At 67.0% G+C, this 20,125-nt stretch carries 18 protein-coding genes; 9 read left to right on the forward strand and 9 right to left on the reverse strand.

Features of this window, described 5'->3' with window-relative positions; genetic code table 11:
• Together ACTIE9_RS08750 and ACTIE9_RS08755 are read right to left on the reverse strand one after the other, a co-directional pair.
• Positions 1 to 726 (reverse strand): ABC transporter ATP-binding protein, encoded by a 726-nt coding sequence (locus ACTIE9_RS08750; RefSeq protein ID WP_439565198.1) that lies wholly within the window; start codon positions 724 to 726, stop codon positions 1 to 3.
• Positions 727 to 770: 44 nt separating this feature from the next.
• The gene (locus tag ACTIE9_RS08755) at positions 771 to 1,589 is read right to left on the reverse strand and encodes an ABC transporter permease (RefSeq protein ID WP_439565199.1); all 819 of its coding nucleotides are present in this window, start codon (positions 1,587 to 1,589) and stop codon (positions 771 to 773) included.
• Between the two features lie 146 nt (positions 1,590 to 1,735).
• Between ACTIE9_RS08755 and ACTIE9_RS08760 the strand changes: the two genes are divergently transcribed.
• On the forward strand, positions 1,736 to 3,058 hold the full coding sequence (locus ACTIE9_RS08760) for a glycosyltransferase family 4 protein (protein ID WP_439565200.1): 1,323 nt from the start codon (positions 1,736 to 1,738) through the stop codon (positions 3,056 to 3,058).
• Here ACTIE9_RS08760 and ACTIE9_RS08765 read toward each other — a convergent pair.
• Positions 3,021 to 4,877, reverse strand: coding sequence for a glycosyltransferase family A protein (locus ACTIE9_RS08765; RefSeq protein WP_439565201.1), 1,857 nt, complete (start codon positions 4,875 to 4,877; stop codon positions 3,021 to 3,023). The two genes, ACTIE9_RS08760 and ACTIE9_RS08765, sit on opposite strands and share 38 nt — an antisense overlap.
• Before the next feature lie 188 nt (positions 4,878 to 5,065).
• Between ACTIE9_RS08765 and ACTIE9_RS08770 the strand changes: the two genes are divergently transcribed.
• Positions 5,066 to 6,325 carry a nucleotide sugar dehydrogenase gene (locus ACTIE9_RS08770; RefSeq protein WP_439565202.1) on the forward strand — a complete coding sequence of 420 codons (1,260 nt, stop codon included), beginning with the start codon at positions 5,066 to 5,068 and terminating at the stop codon, positions 6,323 to 6,325.
• Here ACTIE9_RS08770 and rfbA read toward each other — a convergent pair.
• Genes rfbA through ACTIE9_RS08795 form a run of 5 tightly spaced genes read right to left on the reverse strand, consistent with a single transcriptional unit; the run spans position 6,322 to position 10,988 of the window.
• Positions 6,322 to 7,185 (reverse strand): glucose-1-phosphate thymidylyltransferase RfbA, encoded by an 864-nt coding sequence (gene rfbA, locus ACTIE9_RS08775; protein WP_439565203.1) that lies wholly within the window; start codon positions 7,183 to 7,185, stop codon positions 6,322 to 6,324. The genes ACTIE9_RS08770 and rfbA overlap by 4 nt on opposite strands.
• Complete coding sequence (locus tag ACTIE9_RS08780) at positions 7,182 to 7,799, reverse strand: dTDP-4-dehydrorhamnose 3,5-epimerase family protein (RefSeq protein WP_439565204.1); 618 nt, start codon at positions 7,797 to 7,799, stop codon at positions 7,182 to 7,184. Before ACTIE9_RS08780 ends, rfbA begins: the two co-directional genes overlap by 4 nt.
• Positions 7,800 to 7,831: 32 nt before the next feature.
• Positions 7,832 to 8,788 (reverse strand): class I SAM-dependent methyltransferase, encoded by a 957-nt coding sequence (locus ACTIE9_RS08785; RefSeq protein ID WP_439565205.1) that lies wholly within the window; start codon positions 8,786 to 8,788, stop codon positions 7,832 to 7,834.
• Positions 8,785 to 10,776, reverse strand: a complete 1,992-nt coding sequence (locus ACTIE9_RS08790; RefSeq protein WP_439565206.1) for a glycosyltransferase family 2 protein — start codon at positions 10,774 to 10,776, stop codon at positions 8,785 to 8,787. Before ACTIE9_RS08790 ends, ACTIE9_RS08785 begins: the two co-directional genes overlap by 4 nt.
• Positions 10,761 to 10,988: a hypothetical protein gene (locus ACTIE9_RS08795; protein WP_439565207.1), complete on the reverse strand. Its 228-nt coding sequence runs from the start codon at positions 10,986 to 10,988 to the stop codon at positions 10,761 to 10,763. Before ACTIE9_RS08795 ends, ACTIE9_RS08790 begins: the two co-directional genes overlap by 16 nt.
• 245 nt (positions 10,989 to 11,233) lie before the next feature.
• On the opposite strand from ACTIE9_RS08795, the gene ACTIE9_RS08800 reads away from it, so the two are divergent.
• From ACTIE9_RS08800 to ACTIE9_RS08830, 7 genes are all read left to right on the forward strand, one after another.
• Positions 11,234 to 12,202, forward strand: a complete 969-nt coding sequence (locus ACTIE9_RS08800) for a hypothetical protein (RefSeq protein WP_439565208.1) — start codon at positions 11,234 to 11,236, stop codon at positions 12,200 to 12,202.
• Positions 12,199 to 13,647: a hypothetical protein gene (locus tag ACTIE9_RS08805; RefSeq protein ID WP_439565209.1), complete on the forward strand. Its 1,449-nt coding sequence runs from the start codon at positions 12,199 to 12,201 to the stop codon at positions 13,645 to 13,647. Before ACTIE9_RS08800 ends, ACTIE9_RS08805 begins: the two co-directional genes overlap by 4 nt.
• Before the next feature lie 98 nt (positions 13,648 to 13,745).
• The gene (locus ACTIE9_RS08810) at positions 13,746 to 15,824 is read left to right on the forward strand and encodes an acyltransferase family protein (protein WP_439565210.1); all 2,079 of its coding nucleotides are present in this window, start codon (positions 13,746 to 13,748) and stop codon (positions 15,822 to 15,824) included.
• A gap of 102 nt (positions 15,825 to 15,926) precedes the next feature.
• Positions 15,927 to 16,610 (forward strand): glycosyltransferase, encoded by a 684-nt coding sequence (locus ACTIE9_RS08815; protein WP_439565211.1) that lies wholly within the window; start codon positions 15,927 to 15,929, stop codon positions 16,608 to 16,610.
• A gap of 9 nt (positions 16,611 to 16,619) precedes the next feature.
• Entirely contained in the window at positions 16,620 to 17,615 is a 996-nt protein-coding gene (gene rfbB / locus ACTIE9_RS08820; protein WP_439565212.1) for a dTDP-glucose 4,6-dehydratase, read from the forward strand.
• 17 nt (positions 17,616 to 17,632) lie between these two features.
• On the forward strand, positions 17,633 to 18,484 hold the full coding sequence (gene rfbD, locus ACTIE9_RS08825) for a dTDP-4-dehydrorhamnose reductase (RefSeq protein ID WP_439565215.1): 852 nt from the start codon (positions 17,633 to 17,635) through the stop codon (positions 18,482 to 18,484).
• Positions 18,481 to 19,629 carry a glycosyltransferase family 4 protein gene (locus ACTIE9_RS08830; RefSeq protein WP_439565213.1) on the forward strand — a complete coding sequence of 383 codons (1,149 nt, stop codon included), beginning with the start codon at positions 18,481 to 18,483 and terminating at the stop codon, positions 19,627 to 19,629. Before rfbD ends, ACTIE9_RS08830 begins: the two co-directional genes overlap by 4 nt.
• Before the next feature lie 20 nt (positions 19,630 to 19,649).
• Here the strand turns inward: ACTIE9_RS08830 and ACTIE9_RS08835 are convergent.
• Positions 19,650 to 20,125: hypothetical protein (locus ACTIE9_RS08835; protein WP_439565214.1), on the reverse strand; the 476-nt coding region annotated here is incomplete at its 5' end.

Below are 20,125 nucleotides of genomic sequence, written 5' to 3' on the forward strand. Positions count from 1 at the left end.
TCAGTCTTCTTCGAGCTCCGGCGTCGGCAGGTTTCCGTCGTCATCAGCGAGCGACTGCTCGTACGCGTTCGCCACATCGGTCGCGTCACCGATCTGCCGCAGTCGGCCGTTCTGCAGCCACGCCGCCTGATCGCACATCTTGCGAATCTGGGGCAGCGAGTGCGTCACGAGAATCACCGTGCGCCCTTCACCCGTGAACTCGAGGAACTTCTTGCGCGACTTCTCGCGGAACGCTCCATCGCCGACCGCGAGCACCTCATCCACGATGAGGATGTCGGGCTCGGTGTGCACGGCAACGGCGAAGCCGAGGCGCACGTACATTCCCGACGAGTAGTTCTTGACGGGCTGATCGATGAACGATTCGACACCCGAGAAGTCGACAATCTCGTCGAACCTTGCCTCGATCTGCTTGCGCTTCAAGCCGAGAATCGAACCGTTGAGGTAGACGTTTTCTCGGCCGCTGAGCTCGGGGTGGAAGCCAGAGCCCACCTCGAGCATCGACGACGCCCGCCCGCGCATCGTCACCGAGCCCTCGTCGGGTACGTAGATGCGAGCGAGCGTCTTGAGCAGCGTCGACTTGCCCGAGCCGTTGCGCCCGATGAGCCCGAACGTCGCACCGCGAGGCACCTCGAACGAGACGTCGCGAAGGGCCCAGAAGTCTTCGTGATCGCTCACTCGACCCCGCAGCAATGCTGCCTTGAGCGTCTGGTTGCGCTCTCGGTACATGCGGAACCGCTTCGAAACCCGGTCGACAACGACCGCCGAGTCGCTCACAGCAGTTCCGCCAATCGACGTTCCTTGCGAGAGAAGACGAGGTAGCCGATGCCGAAGGAGACGAGGGCGACGACCGCGCAGTACAGAAGGTCGGCCCCATCGGGCATCCGGTTGTCGTAGAGCAGATTCCTGAACACTTCGACGAAGCGTTCCATGGGATTGAGCCGGTACACGAAGAGCACCCAGTCTCCTTGCCTCGCCGCGGCGGCCTCGACCAGTGAGATCGGGTAGATGATCGGGGTCAGGTACATCCACATCTGCAGCACGATGCTCATGAAGTGCTGGGTGTCGCGAAAATGCACGTTGAGGATGGCGAGCAGCATCGCAAGGCCGCTGGCGAATGCTGCGAGGAGCACCATCACAACAACGACGAGGGGCAGCCACGGAAGCGGCATGCCCCCGAACAGCAGCACGGCGAGCGAGAGCACCGCGAGTTCGATCGACCAGGTGAAGCCGGTCGAGAGCGTGACCGAGAACGGCAGGTGCATCCGCGGAAAGTACACCTTCTTGACGAGGCCGGAGTTGCTCACGATCGACGACAGCCCACCATTGACGACCCGGGCGAAGTATGTCCACGGCAACAAACCGCACATGAGCCACAGCGGGTAGATGTTGAGCCCGCTCGGGTCGCCTTCCGCCGGCCTCGCCTGGAAGATCACGGAAAACACGATCGTGTAGACGATCATCGTCGCCACGGGGTTCAAGATCGACCAGAGCTGGCCCAGTACCGTTCGCCGGTACTGCCCCTTGACGTCGCGCATCGTCAGATTCGCGAGGAGCTCGCGAGTGGCGATGAGCTCGCGCAGGTAGGTCATGGTGCCCTTCGGGGTGAGATAGCCTCGTCGAGTCTATGCCGACTGCATCATCACTCTCTCCAGAAAGCGAGAAGGGATCGCGTGTGCGCGTCTTAGTGGTGAATCACAGCGCCGCGCAGCATCTCGGTGGATCAGAACTCTCGGTCTTGGGCCTCGTCGCTGCCTGGCAGAGCAAGCGCCTCGACCTCGAGCCGCATCTCGTCTCACCTGCCGCGGGCAGCGCGATGGAGCGTGCTGCACTCGCGGCCGGTTGGAGTGTCTCCGATGCCCCGTACGGCGGCTGGGTGAGCTTCAGTCACCGCGAGTCGCAGGCGCGTCGCCGCCTTGAACGTGCGCGGTCGCGCGACGACGTGAATGCGGTCGCCCGGGTGATCGAGCGCATTCGGCCCGCATTGGTGATCGTCAACACGGTGGTGACACCGTGGGCGGCGATCGCGGCACATGACCACGGGGTGCCGGTCGCCTGGTTCTTGCGCGAGTTCGTGGACGACCGCCCGGGCTTCCGCCTGCGGGAGGGGCGAGAGCAGACTTTACGGTACGTCGACGCCCTCGCCGATGTCGTGATCGCCAATTCCGATGCCGTGCGATCAAGCATCGCGGACGTTATTCCGGCGGCGAGGGTGAAGGTCGCGCACCCCGTCATCGACCGGTTCGCCGTGCAGGCGGCGATCGAGCATCGGCGTACCGACGCCGAGAGCCATGCGCCTCTCCGGATCGGGGTTGTCGGCCGCGTCACGCCCGAGAAGGGGCATCGCGTGGCGGTCGAAGCGCTCGCAGCACTGCACGAACGCGGCATCCTCGCCGAGCTCCATCTGATCGGCGGCGTGATCTTGCGCGGATTCGATCACGAACTCCGTCGGCTGGCTCACCACCGCGGGGTCGCCGATCGCCTGCACTTCGTGGGAGAGAAGCGGCGCCCGCTCGACCACCTCGCCGCGACACATGTCAGCCTGGTGCCGTCACCCCGTGAAGCGTTCGGTCGCGTCAATCTCGAGAGCCTCGCCCTGGGCCTCCCCGTCGTTGCGTCAGACAGCGGCGGCGCGACCGAGCTCATCGAGCACGACGGCAACGGGTACCTCGTCGACGCGAAGAACCCGGAAGCCGTCGCCGATGCGCTCGCCCGCTATGCACTCGATCGCGAACTTCTCGCCCGGCACGGAATGGCTGCCCAGCAGCGCGCTGCCGAGATCATCGACGGCCCCCATGGGGCGGCGGCGACGATCGCGGTGCTTGAGCATCTGATCGCAGTTCCCCCCACCCGGACGCGTGGCGGCGCGGGAGCCGGGCACGCCCTTCTCACCGGCTCCCGAGCTCTGAAACCGGGCGAGCGAGCCGCGCTGCAGATCCTCGATCGCTTCAGTACGGCAGCCCAGCGACTCAACCGGCTCGTCCGTGACCCGCGCACACCCCTCCGACGTCGATGGGTGGCACTCAGCGGGCGAGCACGTCAGCGAGCTCGCCGAGGTTGATGCGCCGCACGGTCGGCTGTGCCGCCGGGAATGCTCGCAGCATCGCCAGCTCCGCGGCAGCGAGTTGACTGGTGTCCTCCGCGTTCGCGGGGTCGAACAGCAGCACGAGCTCGGCGCCCGGAGTCTCGATCGGTGCGCTCAGTGCGAGCGCCGTGGCTGTCGAGAGCACAGCCACGCTTGGGGTCGAAACACGATCGCCTGGTACGACGTCGACGAGCACCTCACGAGCTCGCGCCTCGCGCACGACCCGACTGAAGGGGCTGGCAGCTGGTCCCGGACCTGGCTCTGCGGCGTGAAGGAACGCCGCCGTCGCGTGACGGTCGCCGACAGATCTCATCACTTTCTGGAGCAGCTCGTGCATGAGTGCTCGAGCTCCCTCGCGCGCGTCGCCGACCACCAAGACATCAGCAGTGACCTGCGCTGGTCGACCCGAGGCGATATAGGGATGCACGGGGAAGGGACGTTGCTCGCCACGAAACGCCACTTTCGGCAGCCGTCCCTGCTGCTGTTCGAGCTCGAGCCAGTGCGCGTGAGCGTCCGCGTAGGCGACTCGCGCCGGGTGGGTCCACCCGTCGCGCAAGTCCGTTCCGCTCAGCGTCGAGGGGCGGAACCGCACCAGACTCAGTGGCGCTGCCGGGTCGACCAGCTGCACGGCGCCGAGCGTCTCCAGCCGAAGCCTGAACCCGGAATCGGCGGCTCGACGCACGCTGTCGAAGAACCCGATCAGGCGAGTCGTCGGCTCCCGGCGCATCATGATCGACGACTCTGTGATGCGCAGCGATCGGCCACGGCCGTGCACCGCTTGAAGGTGATCGGTCACACGCAAGGATGCGCACACCGTTGCGATCGGCGGTTCGGCGGCGAGGAGCGGTCGCAGTTGGTGCTCGAGGCGACGAGGGTGCGACCAGTCGTCTCCATCATGGAACGTCACGAACTCACCCTTGACGATGGTCAGCGCCTCATTGCGACGAACGTAGGGGCCCGTGCTCTCTGCGTGCCGGACGAGCCGGATGCGACGATCTCGCCGTGCTGCCGAGTCGAGCGTCGTATCGGCCGATGGCCCTGAGCCGTCGTCGATGATCAGAAGCTCCCAGTGCCGGTAGGTCTGGGCGATGATCGAGTCGACCGCGGTCGTCAACTCGGGCCCGGGGTCGCGCACGGCGAGCACGACCGAGACGAGCGGACCATCCTCGATCGATACTCCGTGCGAGTCGCAGCGAAGTCGATCGAACGCGTGCGACCGGTCGTCATCGTGCCCAGCCTCATCGACGACGACAGCCTCCAATCCGTGCCCGGTGAACAGTGCCGCGAATCCACGAGCCCACCGATCGCCATGCTGCGCCTCGCCCGCAAACGGATTGTCGAGGTCGAGGGCGACCAGTCGGGCGCCAGCTCCTCTACCGACCCGGGGACCGAACAACCGTGCCGCCCGTTCTCGCTCCCCTGCCTCGAGCAGCAACTCGATGAGGATGCGGCGCGCTGGACTGTCGAGTTCAAGCGTCGGCCACCGCCGATAGGCGAGCACCGCGCCACGATGAACAGCCTGGAGGTCGCCAGCGTCAGTTGCGTGGGAACGCACAGCACGAAGGACGGAGACAAGATCCGGAGCACGAACGGGGAATGCATCAGGACGACCGCTGAGCAGCGCATTGCGCAGCATTCTCCAGTCCGCGGCACCGGCAGTTGCCCTCAGAACGAGGGCATCTCGCAACAACGGTGATGCACTGGCAAGTGCATGTTCGAGCAGCGACAGTGGGCCGACCGACCGGAGCGAGTTCACCGCGTCAAGGACGCTTGGGGAGACATCGGAGTCCGTCACGAGCGTGCGGTGCTCGTAGCGGTTCTCCCGACGTCGCGACCGGCGGGCGCGGGCTTGGGCGACCCCGTGTCGAACCCTGTCCAATCCACGCACGCATCCACAGTAGGCGGTGCGATGCAGATCCAATGCCGGGCTATGCTCGGTTTGTGAGTCTTCTCCACCCCTCTCTCGAGACCACCAGCGCCACTGTGCCCCTGGTAGCGGTCATCGTCGGCCAAGGCTATGTTGGCCTGCCGCTCGCGCAAGCCACCGTCTCCGCCGGCATCCGAACCATAGGTCTCGACACGCGCGACGACATCGTCCTGCGCCTCAACGAGGGCCTTTCTCATGTCGACGATCTCGACGACAGCGCAATCGCTGCGATGGTCGCGGGTGGGTACCGTGCGTCCACCGATGCCTCCGTGGTGGCCGAGGCCGACATCGTGGTCATCTGCGTGCCGACCCCGCTCTCCGTGCTGCGCGAGCCTGACCTCGGCGCGGTGCGCAGCGCGACTGAGGCCGTCGCTCCGCATCTGAAACCCGGCTCCCTCGTCGTGCTCGAATCGACCACCTATCCCGGCACCACCGAAGAGGTCGTTCGACCCATCCTCGAGAGCGCCGGGCACAGCGTCGGGCAGGACGTACTCCTCGCATACTCCCCGGAGCGGATTGACCCGGGCAATCAGCAGTACACGATCCGCACGACGCCGAAGATCGTCGGCGGGGTCGACGAGCGCTCGACCGCGGCCGCGGTCGACTTCTACGGTCGCTTCATCGATCGCGTCGTCGTCGCTCGAGGCACCCGTGAAGCGGAAACTGCAAAGCTGCTCGAGAACACCTATCGCCACATCAACATCGCGCTCGTGAATGAAATGGCACGCTTCTGCCACGAGCTGGGTGTCGACATCTGGGATGTGATCTCCGTCGCTGAGACCAAGCCGTTCGGCTTCCAGGCGTTCCGCCCCGGTCCGGGGGTTGGCGGCCACTGCATTCCTATCGACCCGAACTACTTGAGCTATGAGATTCGCCGTCGGCTCGGGGAACCGTTCCGCTTCATCGAACTCGCCGAGGAGATCAACAGGGGCATGCCTGCCTATGTGGTCGAGCGACTGCGTCGCGGGCTCGAGTCGCGCGGTCGGTCATTGTCGGGCGCACAGATCCTCCTTCTCGGCGTCACCTACAAGCCGAACATCTCCGATCAGCGTGAGTCCCCCGCCCTCGAAGTCGGCCTCCTACTGAGGGCGGCCGGCGCCGAGGTGTCGTTCCACGATCCCCATGTCGAAGCATGGCGACTCAACGGCGATTCCGTCGACCGGGTCGCCGATCTCGATTCGGCAGCCTCGCGGGCCGACGCCGTGGTGCTGCTCCAAGCGCACCACGAGTACGACGTCGACCAGATCGCCGAGCGTTCGGCGTACTTGCTCGACACCCGCGGGATCTCGACGACGGCCAAGGCCGAGCGCCTCTAGGAGCCGATGAGGCGCTGCAGGTAAGTGCCGTACCCGCTCTTGACGAGCGGGGCCGCGAGCGCGGCGAGCTGCGCGTCGTCGATCCACCCGGCCCGCCACGCGATCTCCTCGATGCAGCCGATCTTGAAGCCCGTGCGGTCCTCGATGACGCGCACGTACTCCGAGGCCTGCATCATCGACTCGAAGGTGCCGGTGTCGAGCCAGGCCGTGCCGCGGTCGAGGGGCTGCACCTGCAGCCGGCCCTCGTGCAGGTAGTGCTCGTTGACCGTCGAGATCTCGAGCTCGCCCCGCGCGCTCGGCCGAATCGACTTGGCCACCTCGATGACGCTGTTGTCGTAGAAGTAGAGACCGGGCACGGCGTAGGTGCTCTTCGGCACCGCGGGCTTCTCCTCGATCGACACCGCGCGGCCGGCCGAGTCGAACTCGACGACGCCGTAGGCGGTCGGGTCTGCCACCTGGTACGCGAAGATGAGCCCGCCCGTGATCTCGGTGTGCTGCCGCAGCGAGGAGCCGAGCCCCGAGCCGTGGAAGATGTTGTCGCCGAGCACGAGGGCCACGCTGTCGTCGCCGATGAACTGCTCGCCGATGAGGAACGCCTGGGCGAGGCCGTCGGGCGAGGGCTGGGTGGCGTAGCTGAGCGAGATGCCGAGATCGCTGCCGTCGCCGAGCAGCGCCTGGAACTGCGTGCGGTACTCGGGGGTCGTGATGATTAGGATCTCGCGGATGTCGGCCATCATGAGCGTCGACAGCGGGTAGTAGATCATCGGCTTGTCGAAGATCGGCATGAGCTGCTTCGAGATGCCCTTGGTGATCGGCCAGAGCCGCGTGCCGGAGCCGCCGGCGAGGATGATGCCCTTCATCGGCGCGACCAGCTCTCGTCGAGCGAGCGCGTGTACGCCGTGGCGGCCTCGAACGTCGGTAGCAGTCCGTCGCGCTCGGCCTCGAGCAGCGTCGGCGCGGCGAGGTCCTTCTCCGACAGCAGCAGCTGGTCGAGCGCGAACGGCAGCTCGAGCCCGATGGTCTCGTCGAGCGGGGTGATGCCGTGCTCGCGCTGCGGCGAGAAGACCTCGCTCACGAGGTAGGTCACCGCCGCGTCGTCGGTCAGCGCGACGAAGCAGTGCCCGAGCCCCTCGCCCACGTAGACCGCCCGGCGGTCGATCGTGTCGAGCACGACTGAGTCCCACTTGCCGAAGGTCGGCGAGCCCACGCGGATGTCGACGACGTAGTCGATCACGGCTCCGTGCGCGACGGTCACGTACTTCGCCTGGCTCGGCGGCACGTCGGCGAAATGGATGCCGCGCACGACGCCCTTGCGCGAGACCGAGCTGTTGCCCTGCCGCAGATCGAGGGGGTGCCCGACGGCCTCGGCGAGGGCGTCGAAGCGGTACCACTCGGTGAACACCCCGCGGTCGTCAGCGAACTGAGCCGGTGTCGCGACAAATGAACCGGGCACACTCAGTTCTCTGATTTGCACCCCGCCAGCCTATCGAAGCGCCTCGAGGTGGCTCAGACGGTCGACCCGTCGAGTCGAATCGCGATCGTGCGGTCGAGCACCCGCTCGACGACCGCGCGCCGCGCAGATCCGAGTTCGACAATCCAGCGCTCGCCGATGATCCGTTCCTCGTCGCGGTCCGTGTCGTCGAGCACGATCCATGCTTGCGGAGCCAGGCGGTCGGCGAGCTGTGGTACTGCGGGGTAGCGAGCGTTCACACCCGTCGACGCTGGCGGACCGTCGACGACAAGCAGTCCAATACCGTCGAGACCGTCAAGCGCCTCGACCGCGTACCAGGGCGTGACACCGTCCTCCGCACCGGGCAGAGGCTCGAGCGGCGCGATGCGCACCTCCGCAGCACCAGCCAGGTCCAGTCGCTCCAGAGCCTTCGCCGTCTCGGCACCCCACCGTGGGTCATGGTCGACGGAGACGATGCGGATCCCACGGGACTCGCGATTGGCCGCGGCAGCCATCCACACCGTCGACACGCCGCTTCCCAGTTCGACGACCAGTGCGTTGTCCGGCAGCGAGGCCACGAGTGTGGTCAGGAAGAGGAGCGTGTCGGGAGCGGCTGCGTAGCCGCTCAGAGCAAGCGACTCTCTGTTCAAGGGCAAGGTTCCGTGAAGGGTGAGCAGAGCATGCGCATCCTGCGCAACAGCGCGGCGAGTTCGCTGCTCGACGCTCTGCTTTCCTGGTCGGATCGATTCAGTGCGCGAGTCGACTCGCTGAAGGATCGTGGTTCGCATGTTCGCCATCGTTCGTTGCAGCTCGTCACTCTGAGTGCGCAGTTCGTCGGCGATCTTCGTCGCGTGATCAGTGATCTGCGGGCGCTCGAGCAACTCGTCGAGTCTGCGCTCCATCCGCTTGAGCCGGCGATCAAGGCTGGCGCGAGCGCGCAGGACGACGAAACCAGCTGCCACTCCCCCACCGAGAACAAGGGTCATCAGCACGAGGAGGAGCACGTCAGTCACGCGGTAACGCTAGCGCTCTCTGGTTCTCGACGGCACAGCGCCTCTACCTCTGCCCCCCACGCAGATTCAGAGATCCGCGAGACCCTCGTCCTTGCCGCGGGGGCAATGCAGGCGATCGCATTCGCGATGACGATGTCGGGCATTCGACCGCCTGACCCGACCACCACCACCCGCTCGGCCTCGATCGTCTGGTCGAACCTGCTCACCCCAGCGAGCGTTTCAGGATGCCGGGCCACGAGAACAGTTGCGCGCGCTATGTCGACCGACAGCACTTCGACGACCACCCGGCGATTGACGAGGGTCTGCAGCGCATCGTGGGTCTCCGACGGCGGTCGCAGCCCAATGACGGCTTCCGCCCGCCGGAAACCCACGGTCAACCCCGCCGCGGCTAGCCGTTCCAGCTCAGCGGCTGCGGCGATGGGGTAACGCTCCAGTCCCGTGTCACTGCGCGCGTCCACCACGTACAGGACATCGAGATCGCGCACAGACCGAGCGGCTCCGGTCAGGTGTGGGTGCGCCGGAAACGCACGCTCGGTGTCGCCGCTGTCGACTGTCAGTGGCAAGCCTCGTGAGAGCCGCTCCCGTCGCCACAGACTCTGCGCGCTCCTGTACGCGACGCGAGCTGGATGCATCCATCCGTCTCCCAGATCACCACCGCTCAGCGAACTGATGTCGTGGCGAACCATCGACAGCGGCGCCTCGACGTCGACCAGCGGGATTGCATAGCCCACTGACGTCTCGAGCCGCATCCGGAACTCGCTGTCGGCCGCCTTGCGAACGGAGTCGAATTCGCCGATGAGCGCCCGGACCGTGTCCTTCCGGAACAGGAGCGAGGACTCGGTGAGGCGGATACTCGCTCCTCGCGGTTGCACGAACCGCAGGTCCTCGCTCACCCGCAGTGATTGCGAGAGATTCGCGACGATCTCTGGATTCTCGAGCAAGTGCCGCACCTGGATCTCGAGTCGACGAGGATGCACCCAATCATCTGAATCCTGCATCGTGATCAACTCACCCTGCGCTTCTCGCAGGGCTTCGTTCCGGCGAACGTATGTTCCACGGTTGACCGCACTGCGCATCACCCTGACCCGAGGATCCATGGCGGCGACAGCGTCCAACAATTCGTCAGGCGAGCTGGGCGACGCATCGTCCGTCACGATGAGTTCCCAGTTCGTCCACGTTTGCGCGAGCATCGAGCGCACAGCGGTGACAAGGCCCGGACCCGGTTCATAGCAAGACATGATCACGGTCACCATCGGCCCATCGAGGGTCGTGACCGGGGCGCTCGCCGAGAGTCGGTCGAAAGGGCTGGGGCCGGTGGGCAGCAGTTCGAGTGGTTCCAGGCCCGCGCGACGGAACACACCACCCAGAGCGGTCACCCACACGGATTCGGGCACACGGGGTTCAGCCCCGGCGAATGGATTGATCAGATCGAGGTGGAAGAAGCGACCGGGGTAGTCGGCTCCGTTCAGCGTCGACAGCAGATTCGAGGCAAGGCCGAACTCTCCGTCAAGGAGAAGGTGCTGCGCAAGGTACTGCCGGTTCAGCGGGCTCAGTCGATCAGTCTGCGCGACCGCGAGGCGATGCACTCTCCGGGCGAAACTGCGATCCTCTTGGCTTGCGCCGTGCCCCAGCAGGAGACGCGTGAGAGCGACGAGAGCGTTCGCGTCACAGGGACCGACAGCGTGACTCGTCGCGACCGGATCTGACTCCGTCTCGGCGAGCATGCCGTGCAGGGCCTGTGCGTCGAACCGCCACTGTGTCGCCCGAAGCGCGAAGTAGTCGAGGGCCACCCCGGACCTCGTCGAGAGCCCGTGTGCAAGGATCGATCGTGGCGGTAAGTCGTCGAGTGAGGCGAGCCATTGCAGTCGATCCGCCTCGGGATTCCCCTCCAAGAGGAACGACTCCCGCGTCGCGAGCGCGATGGACTGCCGCATGCTCACGGCGGTGACGGCAGCAGCAGGAGCCGCGCTCATCACGGCGCGCCCCATGACCCTTCGGTGGTGAGAACGTACGCGATTCCGCCGACGATCCATACCGCGAGGAGACTCAGGGCGACCGTAGCGCCGACCGAGACGGCTTCCGCTGCAGCGCCCGCCAGAAGCGTGACCAACATGAGCGCTGGCAGGGCCACGACAGCGACGATCGCGATGCGCTGTCGTGGTGTCATTGCGCCGTAGCGGATGAGGATTCGGCTCAGCACGAGACAACCGTACTTGAATCCCCTCCTCGTCGAGCGGCGAGCCGAGCCCTGACTCTCTCGCCTGCCTGACCGGCAGGCCGCACTAGAGTCTGAACTATGGCGAGAAGGTCAAACTCCGGCGACGAGCAGCTGGCGAAGATCTGCTTGCGGAACTCCCGAGGAGCTCAGCAGGAGACGCGATGAGACGAGGATTTCACGCCCTAGCCAATCACCGGCGCCTGCTCGTCCTAGGCATCGTGGCGTCTGTGATTCTGATTCTGGCGATGGTGGCAATGGCGGCAGGTGATGTCGCGGCGGCATGGCTTGCACCGATGCTCGGAACCTCGGTTCTGCTGTCACTGTTCATCGTTCTCGTCGATCTGCGGCGCCGTCACGTGACTCTCAACAGCGATGCAGCGCAGATTCGACAGCACCTTGCGCAAGCCTCCGCGCTCACGACATCGTTGGCCGCCACCCAACGGACGCTCTCAGCAACCGTGACACGCCTCGAAGCACGCCAGTCCGTGCCGCCACCCGGGCTGAACACCATGGCCTCCGAAAATCGGGCAATGCTCGGCTCTGTCGAGAAAGGGCTCGCCGACATTCGGCTCTCGCTCGATGCGGATCGACGGGCGCTCGGCTGGGTCGAGCTCGCGAAGTCCATTGCACTCGAGCCGCAGTTCGCAGACGGCGACGTCGACCCATGGGCCATCGTGGAAGTGAAGAACCTCCTGAAAACGCTGCCCGCGGATACGACTCTCGTCGTCGTCGGCGGTCGCTTCACTGCTCTTTTGTGCGCGCTCGTGGGGCAGCCCACGACTTCCGTCGTGATGCTCACCGACGACCGAGAGATCGCTGACACAGCCGAGTCAGACGTGCGAGATCGCGGTCTTTCTCATCGCGTAGAAGTGCGCCTCGCCATGCTGGAGTACGGGGAGCAGCGAGGCGTAGCCGGATACGCGGTTCCGCGCAATGCGCTCGACGGGGTCGCTGGCATCGCCCTCGTCGTCGTCGCCGGCCCCCCGTGGGCTTCATCACCGCAAACCCGGCACTTGGCGATTTCGGGACTGACGCATGCCATGGATCCGATCTGCCACGTGGTCGCAGCAGACCCACATCACCCGCGCTTCCCCGCGATGATCGACGCCTGGCGGACTCAGCTGGTCGGGAAGGCGTCCGTTCGGAGACGCAGTGCCCGACATCTCGTTCTTGAGTTCACCAAGGAGTCTCGATGAGCTCGATCGTTCGTCACGATGAGAGAACCCACTTGTTGATCGAGGCGACCGTGGCGAACCTCGCTGTCGGAGGCGTGGAGTTCAGGGGCGGATGGCTCGCCTCGAACTCGCCAGATGTCGTCGCACCCGCCTCGTGGCAACGACGATCGGTTGGTCCGCTATCGGTCGCAGTACATCCCAGTCGCGACCACGCAATCGTCAGTGATGCCACCGCCAGCGTCCTGGTGATCGGATGGACGGTCGACACCGTTGCTCGGTCGTGGGACCAAGAACGGGCCGCACGCACGATGCATGCTCTTCTGCGTGATCACGGATGGGACGCTCTCATTCGATACGTCGCGTATCTCGCAGGTCGATTCCTCGTCGTCGCCGCCCTGGGCGACTCGGTGCGACTGGTCCCGGATGCGGTCGCCACCATCTCGGCGTACACCGGCCGGTTAGACGGCCAGACCTGGTTCGGCTCGCATGCCACGCTTGTCGCCGAGCAGATTGACGCCCAACCTGACCTGGGCCTCAGGGACTTTCTCGCCGAGGCACGCAAAGGAAGCAACTACGTCGTGTTCCGCCCCGGAGTTCGAGGCGACTACCGCGAGGTCCGACAACTCCTCCCGAACCACTACTGGGAACTGCTCCCGGGACGGGAGGTATCTCACACCCGCTTCTACCCTTTCTCCGACACTGTTCTCGACGAGCCGTTGGGAGGAGTCGAGCGCTTCTCTATGCACTTCGACCGTCACATCGAGGCAATCTGCAGCCTGCCGAACGTGACCGTCTCCTTGACCGGCGGGAACGATTCCGGATCCAGCTTTGCTGGCTTCCGACGCCATCGTCGAGAAGACACATTCACATGGACCATTGCTGACCCGGGAACACGGAGCCAAGTTCAAGACGCAGAGGCCGCGGGGCACCGGAGTCGGGCAGCGGGAGTGCCGCACCGAGTCGTGCCGAAAGAGTACAGCCATGATCCGGAGTTCGAGCGAGCCGCGAGACGCACCTTCGCCGCAGGCCTGCAAGCATTCGGATTCAGTAGCTCGACCTTTTCCGGTCTTCCCCACGACATCGTCAATGTGCAATCGATGCTCGCGGAAGTCGGCACGGGGTTCTATCGCAACAGAGACTTCGAAAAGCCGACGGCGTCCAATCTCGCGCGGACGTACTCCTCCCAACCCCACGGCGCCAGCGGCTACGCTCGCGAAGCCTTCGCGGAGTTCATCGAGTACGCAGACTTCCGCGAGGAGCGCTTTGGCCCATGGAGTTGGTACGACATCCTCTACTGGGAGTCACGAGCCGGCCTGTGGTCGGCGATCCGGGTCGCCGAACTCGAGCTCTCTCATCGCGTCGAGATGCCATACAACTCGAGACACGTCCTCGAGGCGCTCGCCTCAGGATCGTGGCGCCAGCGGCAAGAGCGGGTCGCTCAGAAGGCGTACTCCTTGCGGTTGTAGCGCTGTTCGCTTGACCACTTGAGGGTGACGCCGATCGTGGTCGACGACGGTGAATCCACGACGCGCAAAGGCGCGCCCAGCCACGTAGGCTAGGGGCAATGTCGCCACTTGCGGAGCCTGGGCGCGCAATCGCTGGTGAGGGCGTCCGGCCCGAGATCCAGGCGTTGCGCGCTTTCGCCGTCGTCGCGGTGCTGCTCTACCACCTGTGGCCGCTGCGGCTGACGGGCGGATTCATCGGAGTCGACGTATTCTTCGTCGTCTCGGGATTCCTCATCACAGCACACCTCGTGCGCGAGCTCGCATCAACAGGAACGATCCGGCTCGGCCGATTTTGGGCGCGGCGGGCGCGGCGCCTTCTCCCCGCCTCGTTCCTCGTCCTCGCCTTTGCCGCCGCAGCGACGCTGGCGTTCGTGCCGCAAGGTCGTTGGCAGCAGTTCTTCCGCGAGATCGGTGCGAGCGCCCTCTACATCGAGAACTGGGCTCTCGCAGCGGACGCCGTCGACTATCTCGCGGCGGAGAACGTGACCTCGCCTGTTCAGCACTACTGGTCGCTCGGAGTCGAGGAGCAGCTGTACCTGATCTGGCCTCTCCTGTTGATCGGCGTTGCCGTCGCGTTCCGGCGACGCAGGTCGGCGCTCGGAGCGGGGGTCCTCGCCGTCATCTCGATTGCTCTCGTGGCGAGCCTTGCGTACTCGTCGGCCCTCGTCGCCGTGGGCTCACCGACCGCGTACTTCGTCACGCCTGGCCGGGTGTGGGAGTTCGCCGCAGGGGGGTTGCTGGCGCTCGCAGGAACTCAGTTTCATCGCATCCGCCCGGAGATTGCCGCCGCACTCGCCTGGGCAGGCTGGATCGGGTTAATGGCGACGGCGGTCCTGTTCGACGGCAGCACTCCGTTTCCCGGTTACGGCGCGCTGCCACCCGTCGTATTCACACTGCTGATCCTTGCGGCGGGCTCCCCTTCAATGCGCTGGTCACCCGCCGGACTCACTCGACTTCGACCGGTTCAGTGGCTCGGCGACGTGTCGTACAGCACGTATCTCTGGCATTGGCCGCTCATCGTTTTGATCCCGTTCGCCAACGACCGTGATCTCACGACGGTCGACAAACTCGGCATTCTCATCGTGAGCTTGGCCCTCGCTGCCCTCACCACCAGGTTCATCGAAAACCCCTTCCGATTCGCGCCCTGGAGCACACGCGTGAGCCCGCAGGGGGTGCTCGCCGGCGCCCTGGCGCTCTCCCTCGTGCTGGTGGGGGGATCGGCTGTCGCATGGACAGCCGTTCAGCGGTGGAATGACGAGGCGATCGCGCAAGCCGCGGAGTGGGAAGTGCGACTCGCAGAGTGCTTTGGCGCCAGCTACCTCGCAGACCCTGGCTGCACCGACGTCGAGCTGCCGCCCGGCTTCATTCCGACGGTCGCTACGGCAGTCGATGATCGACCGATCATCTCGAGTTCGGAGTGTCGTGCCGAGACGACAGACCCAGTCGTCAAGAGTTGCACCTTCGGGGCTCCCGGCGGTACACGCGTCGCGTTGATCGGTGACTCGCACGCCGCGTCGTGGTTCCCAGCGTTGGAGGCTTTGGCTGAGGAACACGGCTGGGAGCTCACCACCTATTACAAAGGCGCGTGCGGATTCAACGTCGCCGACCGGCTCGGCTCGAACCCGGAGCAAGTCTCGTCGTGCCTTGAGTGGAACGAGCGTCTGGGGGAAGAACTTCGTTCGGTCGACGCCTTCGAGGTCGTCTTCACCGTAACGTCCGCCATGGCCGATTTCATCGATGATGGAGGAGAGCAAACGCCGCGAGCGGCGATCGAGGGTTTCCACGGCGCGTGGCAGCCCCTGCGCGATGCCGGTACACGAATCGTTCCGATCCGCGACCTTCCACTCCTCACGGAGGCCGGCGAAGCGTGCCAGCTGGAGAACGCCATCGATCCGACCCTCTGCATGCAGACTCGGGAGCGGGCCCTCTCTCTGCCCGACTACGCGATGGATGCCGCATCAGAGTGGGAGATACCGACCATCGACATGACGGACTACTTCTGCGACAGTCGCGAGTGCGCGACGGTAGCGGGCGGCGTGCTCGTCTATAGCGACTCACATCACTTCACCGCAACCTGGGCCCGTTCTCTGACCCCACTCCTGGAGCGTGAACTGCAGAAGATCGGCGTGCTCGACTGAGCTCGGGGTCACTTCGAGCGACGCCGCCCTCAATCGTTGCTTCGCGCAGATTTCTCTGTCGTCAGGGTCGCGTACCCATCGAGGCATCCGTATGGTGATTCCATGCCCAGGGCGACCGACGGCCCCCGCCGTGAGCGCGTGCTCGTGCTGCTCGATGCCACCGGCGCGCGCGGGCACGATGCCGCCCTCGCCGCCTACGTCGACGCGCTCGTGCGCGGTCTCGACGGCGAGCTCGTCGTCGCCTGCCGCCCCGACGATGCCGAGCACTACCGGCTGCTGGCGCCCGCCGCGGCGATCGAGGTCGGGCCGGCCGCGCTGCGCTGGCGGGGCATCCGGATGCTCTGGCGCCAGCTCGCCCTGCCGCGCATCGCCCGCCGGCACGACGTCGACGCGGTGCACTCGCCGCGGCCGCCCGTGCCGCTGCTCATCGCGCGCCCCCGGGTGGTGACGGTGCACAGCATGCGCTGCTTCGACCGCTCGACCCCCGGCGAGCGCGGCGACGCCCTGCGCCGCGCGGCCGCGCGCACGGCCGTGCGCACCGCCGACGAGGTCGTGGCGCTGCATTCCTCGATCGCGGCCGCGCTCGAGAGCACCCTCGGGTTCGCCGCGCGCGACGTGCTCGTCTCGCCCCCGGCCGACGACCTCGAGCGGTTCGCCGCCGCGCACCGGGTGGCCTACCGGGCGGCGGCCGCCGTCGTGCCGGCCGAATCGGGGCCCATCACGCTGCCGGTGCTCGACGAGCCCGCGACCGACCCGCAGCCGGGCGGCACGGCACCGGCTCACTAGAATCGTCGAGTGAACCTTCTCGTCACCGGCGGCGCCGGATTCATCGGCTCCAACTTCGTGCACCACGTGATCGCGCACACCGATCACCACGTGACGGTGCTCGACAAGCTCACTTACGCCGGCAACCGCGCCTCGCTCGACGGCCTGCCGGATGCCCGGCTCACGTTCATGCAGGGCGACATCGTCGATGCCGCCCTCGTCGACGAGCTCGTCGGCGCCGCCGACGCCGTCGTGCACTACGCCGCCGAGAGCCACAACGACAACTCGCTCGACGACCCGCGCCCCTTCGTCGACACCAACATCATCGGCACCTTCACGCTGCTCGAGGCCGTGCGCCGCCACGGCACGCGCTTCCACCACATCTCCACCGACGAGGTCTACGGCGACCTCGAGCTCGACGACCCCGCGCGCTTCACCGAGACGACCCCCTACAACCCGTCGAGCCCCTACTCGTCGACGAAGGCCGGCAGCGATCTGCTCGTGCGCGCGTGGGTGCGATCGTTCGACGTGCGGGCCACCATCTCGAACTGCTCGAACAACTACGGGCCGTACCAGCACGTCGAGAAGTTCATCCCCCGTCAGATCACCAACGTGCTGCGCGGCGAGCGCCCCAAGCTCTACGGCCGCGGCGAGAACGTGCGCGACTGGATCCACGCCGACGACCACTCCTCGGCGGTGCTGACGATCCTCGAGCGCGGCGCCATCGGCGAGACCTACCTCATCGGCGCCGACGGCGAGAAGAACAACACCGAGGTGGTGGAGCTCATCCTCACCACGCTCGGCCAGCCCGCCGACGCGTACGACCACGTCACCGACCGGCCAGGGCACGACCTGCGCTACGCGATCGACTCGACCAAGCTGCGCACCGAGCTCGGCTGGGCCCCCCGGTTCGGCGACTTCGCCGCGGGGCTCGCCGACACCGTGCGGTGGTACCGCGACAACGAGCAGTGGTGGGCGCCGCAGAAGGATGCCACCGAGGCCCGGTACCGCGCGCAGGGCCAGTGATCGACGGGGTCATGCGCATGCCACCGCGGTATCTCATCACTGGCGCAGGCGGCATGCTCGGCCACGACCTGCAATCGGCACTCGCGGGTCGCTCAGTGATCGCTCTCACCCGGTCCGACCTCGACATCACCGACCCGCGAGCCTGCGGTGATGCCGTCGCGGGCCACGACGTCGTGCTCAATGCCGCGGCGTACACCGCCGTCGACGCAGCCGAGACCGACGAGGCGGCGGCCACCCTCATCAACGCGACGGGCGCCGAGAACCTCGCTCGAGCGTCCGCGGCCGCCGGAGCAGTGCTCGTGCAGTACTCCACCGACTACGTGTTCGACGGCGACGGCGTCGGGCCCTACCCCGAAGACGCGCCATCCGCGCCGGTGAGTGCGTACGGTCGGTCGAAGGCCGAGGGTGAACGGCTCGCTCGCGCCGCGCATCCCGAGGGCACCATCGTGCTGCGCACCGCCTGGCTCTACGGCGAGCACGGGCCGAACTTCGTGCGCACCATGATGCGTCTCTACCGTGAGCACGGCACGCTCACCGTCGTGAACGACCAGCACGGCCAGCCCACCTGGACCCGTGACCTGGCCGAGCAGACCGTCAAGTTGCTCGACGCTGGTGTTCGCTCGGGCACCTTGCACGGCACCAACGCCGGAGCCACCACGTGGCACGGTTTTGCCCGAGCCATCGTCGAGAATCTAGGCGGCGACCCTGCTACAGTCATGCCGACCGAGAGTGCGCATTTCGCGCGCCCCGCTCGACGCCCCGCCAACTCCGTGCTCGCGCACGACGGGTGGGTCCGCCTCGGAATCGCGCCAATGCGCCCGTGGCGGGAGGCGCTCGACGATGCCATGGCCGAGGGAGTGTTCACGTGAGCCTCACCACGCTGCGCGTCGTGCTCGACCAGGTCGGCGACCCGGTGCCGAGCGGCATCGGCCGCTACGCGCTCGAGCTCACGCGCGCGCTCATCGAGACGGCGCCGCGCGGCTGCGACGTGGCGGGCATCGTCGCCTCCTCGCCGGCCTCGGAGTACGCCCGCATCGACGAGCAGCTGCCCGGGCTCACCGAGCTGTACAAGAGCGCGCTCGACCGCCGCCAGCTCGCCGCCGCCTGGCAGCACGGCTTCACCCGTCTTCCCGGCACGGGCATGGTGCACGCCCCCAGCCTGTTCGCCCCGCTGTACCGGCACGATCGCATCAACTCGCCCGGTGAGCAGGTGGTCGTCACCATCCACGACGCCTCCGCCTTCACGCATCCCGACAGCCTGCCGAGCCGCGCCGCCGCGTGGACGCGCGCCATGGCCCGCCGCGCCGAGCGCTACGCCGACGCCATCGTCGTGCCGACGCACGCCGTGGGCGACGACCTCGCCGACGTGCTCGACCTCGGCGACCGGGTGCGGGTCATCGCCGGCGCGGTGAGCCCCACCCTCGACCCCGGCCCGAGCGTCGACTCGCGCGCCGCCGCGCTCGACCTGCCCGAGCGCTACGTGCTCGCGGTCGGCGGCATCGACGGCATCAGCGGCATCCCCGCCCTCGTGCGGGCCGCCGCCGGCGGGCACGCGCCCGAGGTTCCCCTGCTGCTCGTCGGCGTGCACGACGACGAGCTCGAGGCGCTCGTGCGCTCGCTCGACCTCGCCGACGGGTTCGAGCCCGACCGGGTGCGCGCGCTCGGCGTGCTCGACGAGACCGACCTCGCCGTCGCCTACACGCGAGCCGCGGTCGTCGCCGTGCCGGCGCTCTCGGCAGGATCCGGGCTCGTCGCCCTCGAGGCCATGAGCCTCGGTGCGCCGGTCGTGCACTCCGACGCGCCCGCGCTGCTCGAGGTGTGCAGCGATGCCGGCGTGGTCGTCGCCCGCGACGGCGCCGAGGGCTACCCCGAGCGGCTCGCCGAGGCCGTGCGCTCGGTGCTCGACGACGCGGAGCTCGCGGCGGCGCTGCGCGTCCGCGGCCGCGTTCGGGCGCGCGCCTTCAGCTGGCGCGACTCGGCCGAGAAGACCTGGCAGCTGCACGCCGACCTGTAGCCGTCGACTGCCTGCGCTCGCTATCCGCCCGCCAGCCCGACGGCGCGCAGCTCGGCGAGCAGCTCGGCGATGTCGGCCTGCGCGTGCCGCACGACCCCCCACAGCTCATCGCGCTCGGCGCACAGGAGGGCCGAGCGGCGTACCTGCTCGCTGCTCATCGTGCGCGGCCGCGGACGGCAGCGCTCGTCCGCCAGCAGGGCCTCGAGCTGCCGCGTCAGGCTCCAGCGTCGGCAGGCCGTGGGCCGGTAGGCCTGCGCGAACGCGCGAGCGCCGGCGTAGCCTCCGCTCAGCTCGGCGGCGATCTGCTCGCCGGTGAGCACGCGCCGCTCGATGCGGCCGGCGAAGTTGCCGTAGTGCTCGCGCTCGAGGTTCTGCTCGGTGATCCATCCACCGCCGCCGAAGTGGTCGTAGCTGTACACGGGCACGCCCATGACGAGCGCGTACTGCGTGGTCTTGCCGATCGTGACCACGGCGTCGTGGCCGTCGAGACTCGACG

The sequence above is a fragment of the Microcella sp. genome (assembly GCF_051860105.1).
Taxonomy (GTDB): Bacteria; Actinomycetota; Actinomycetes; order Actinomycetales; family Microbacteriaceae; genus Microcella.

Bases quoted from the DNA above. Each gene is read 5' to 3' on its own strand.
- ACTIE9_RS08750 (WP_439565198.1), bottom strand. From the start codon at position 726: ATGTACCGAGAGCGCAACCAGACGCTCAAGGCAGCATTGCTGCGGGGT.
- ACTIE9_RS08755 (WP_439565199.1), bottom strand. From the start codon at position 1,589: ATGACCTACCTGCGCGAGCTCATCGCCACTCGCGAGCTCCTCGCGAAT.
- rfbA (WP_439565203.1), bottom strand. From the start codon at position 7,185: ATGAAGGGCATCATCCTCGCCGGCGGCTCCGGCACGCGGCTCTGGCCG.
- ACTIE9_RS08790 (WP_439565206.1), bottom strand. From the start codon at position 10,776: ATGGGGCGCGCCGTGATGAGCGCGGCTCCTGCTGCTGCCGTCACCGCC.
- ACTIE9_RS08805 (WP_439565209.1), top strand. From the start codon at position 12,199: ATGAGCTCGATCGTTCGTCACGATGAGAGAACCCACTTGTTGATCGAG.
- ACTIE9_RS08810 (WP_439565210.1), top strand. From the start codon at position 13,746: ATGTCGCCACTTGCGGAGCCTGGGCGCGCAATCGCTGGTGAGGGCGTC.
- ACTIE9_RS08815 (WP_439565211.1), top strand. From the start codon at position 15,927: ATGCCCAGGGCGACCGACGGCCCCCGCCGTGAGCGCGTGCTCGTGCTG.
- rfbD (WP_439565215.1), top strand. From the start codon at position 17,633: ATGCCACCGCGGTATCTCATCACTGGCGCAGGCGGCATGCTCGGCCAC.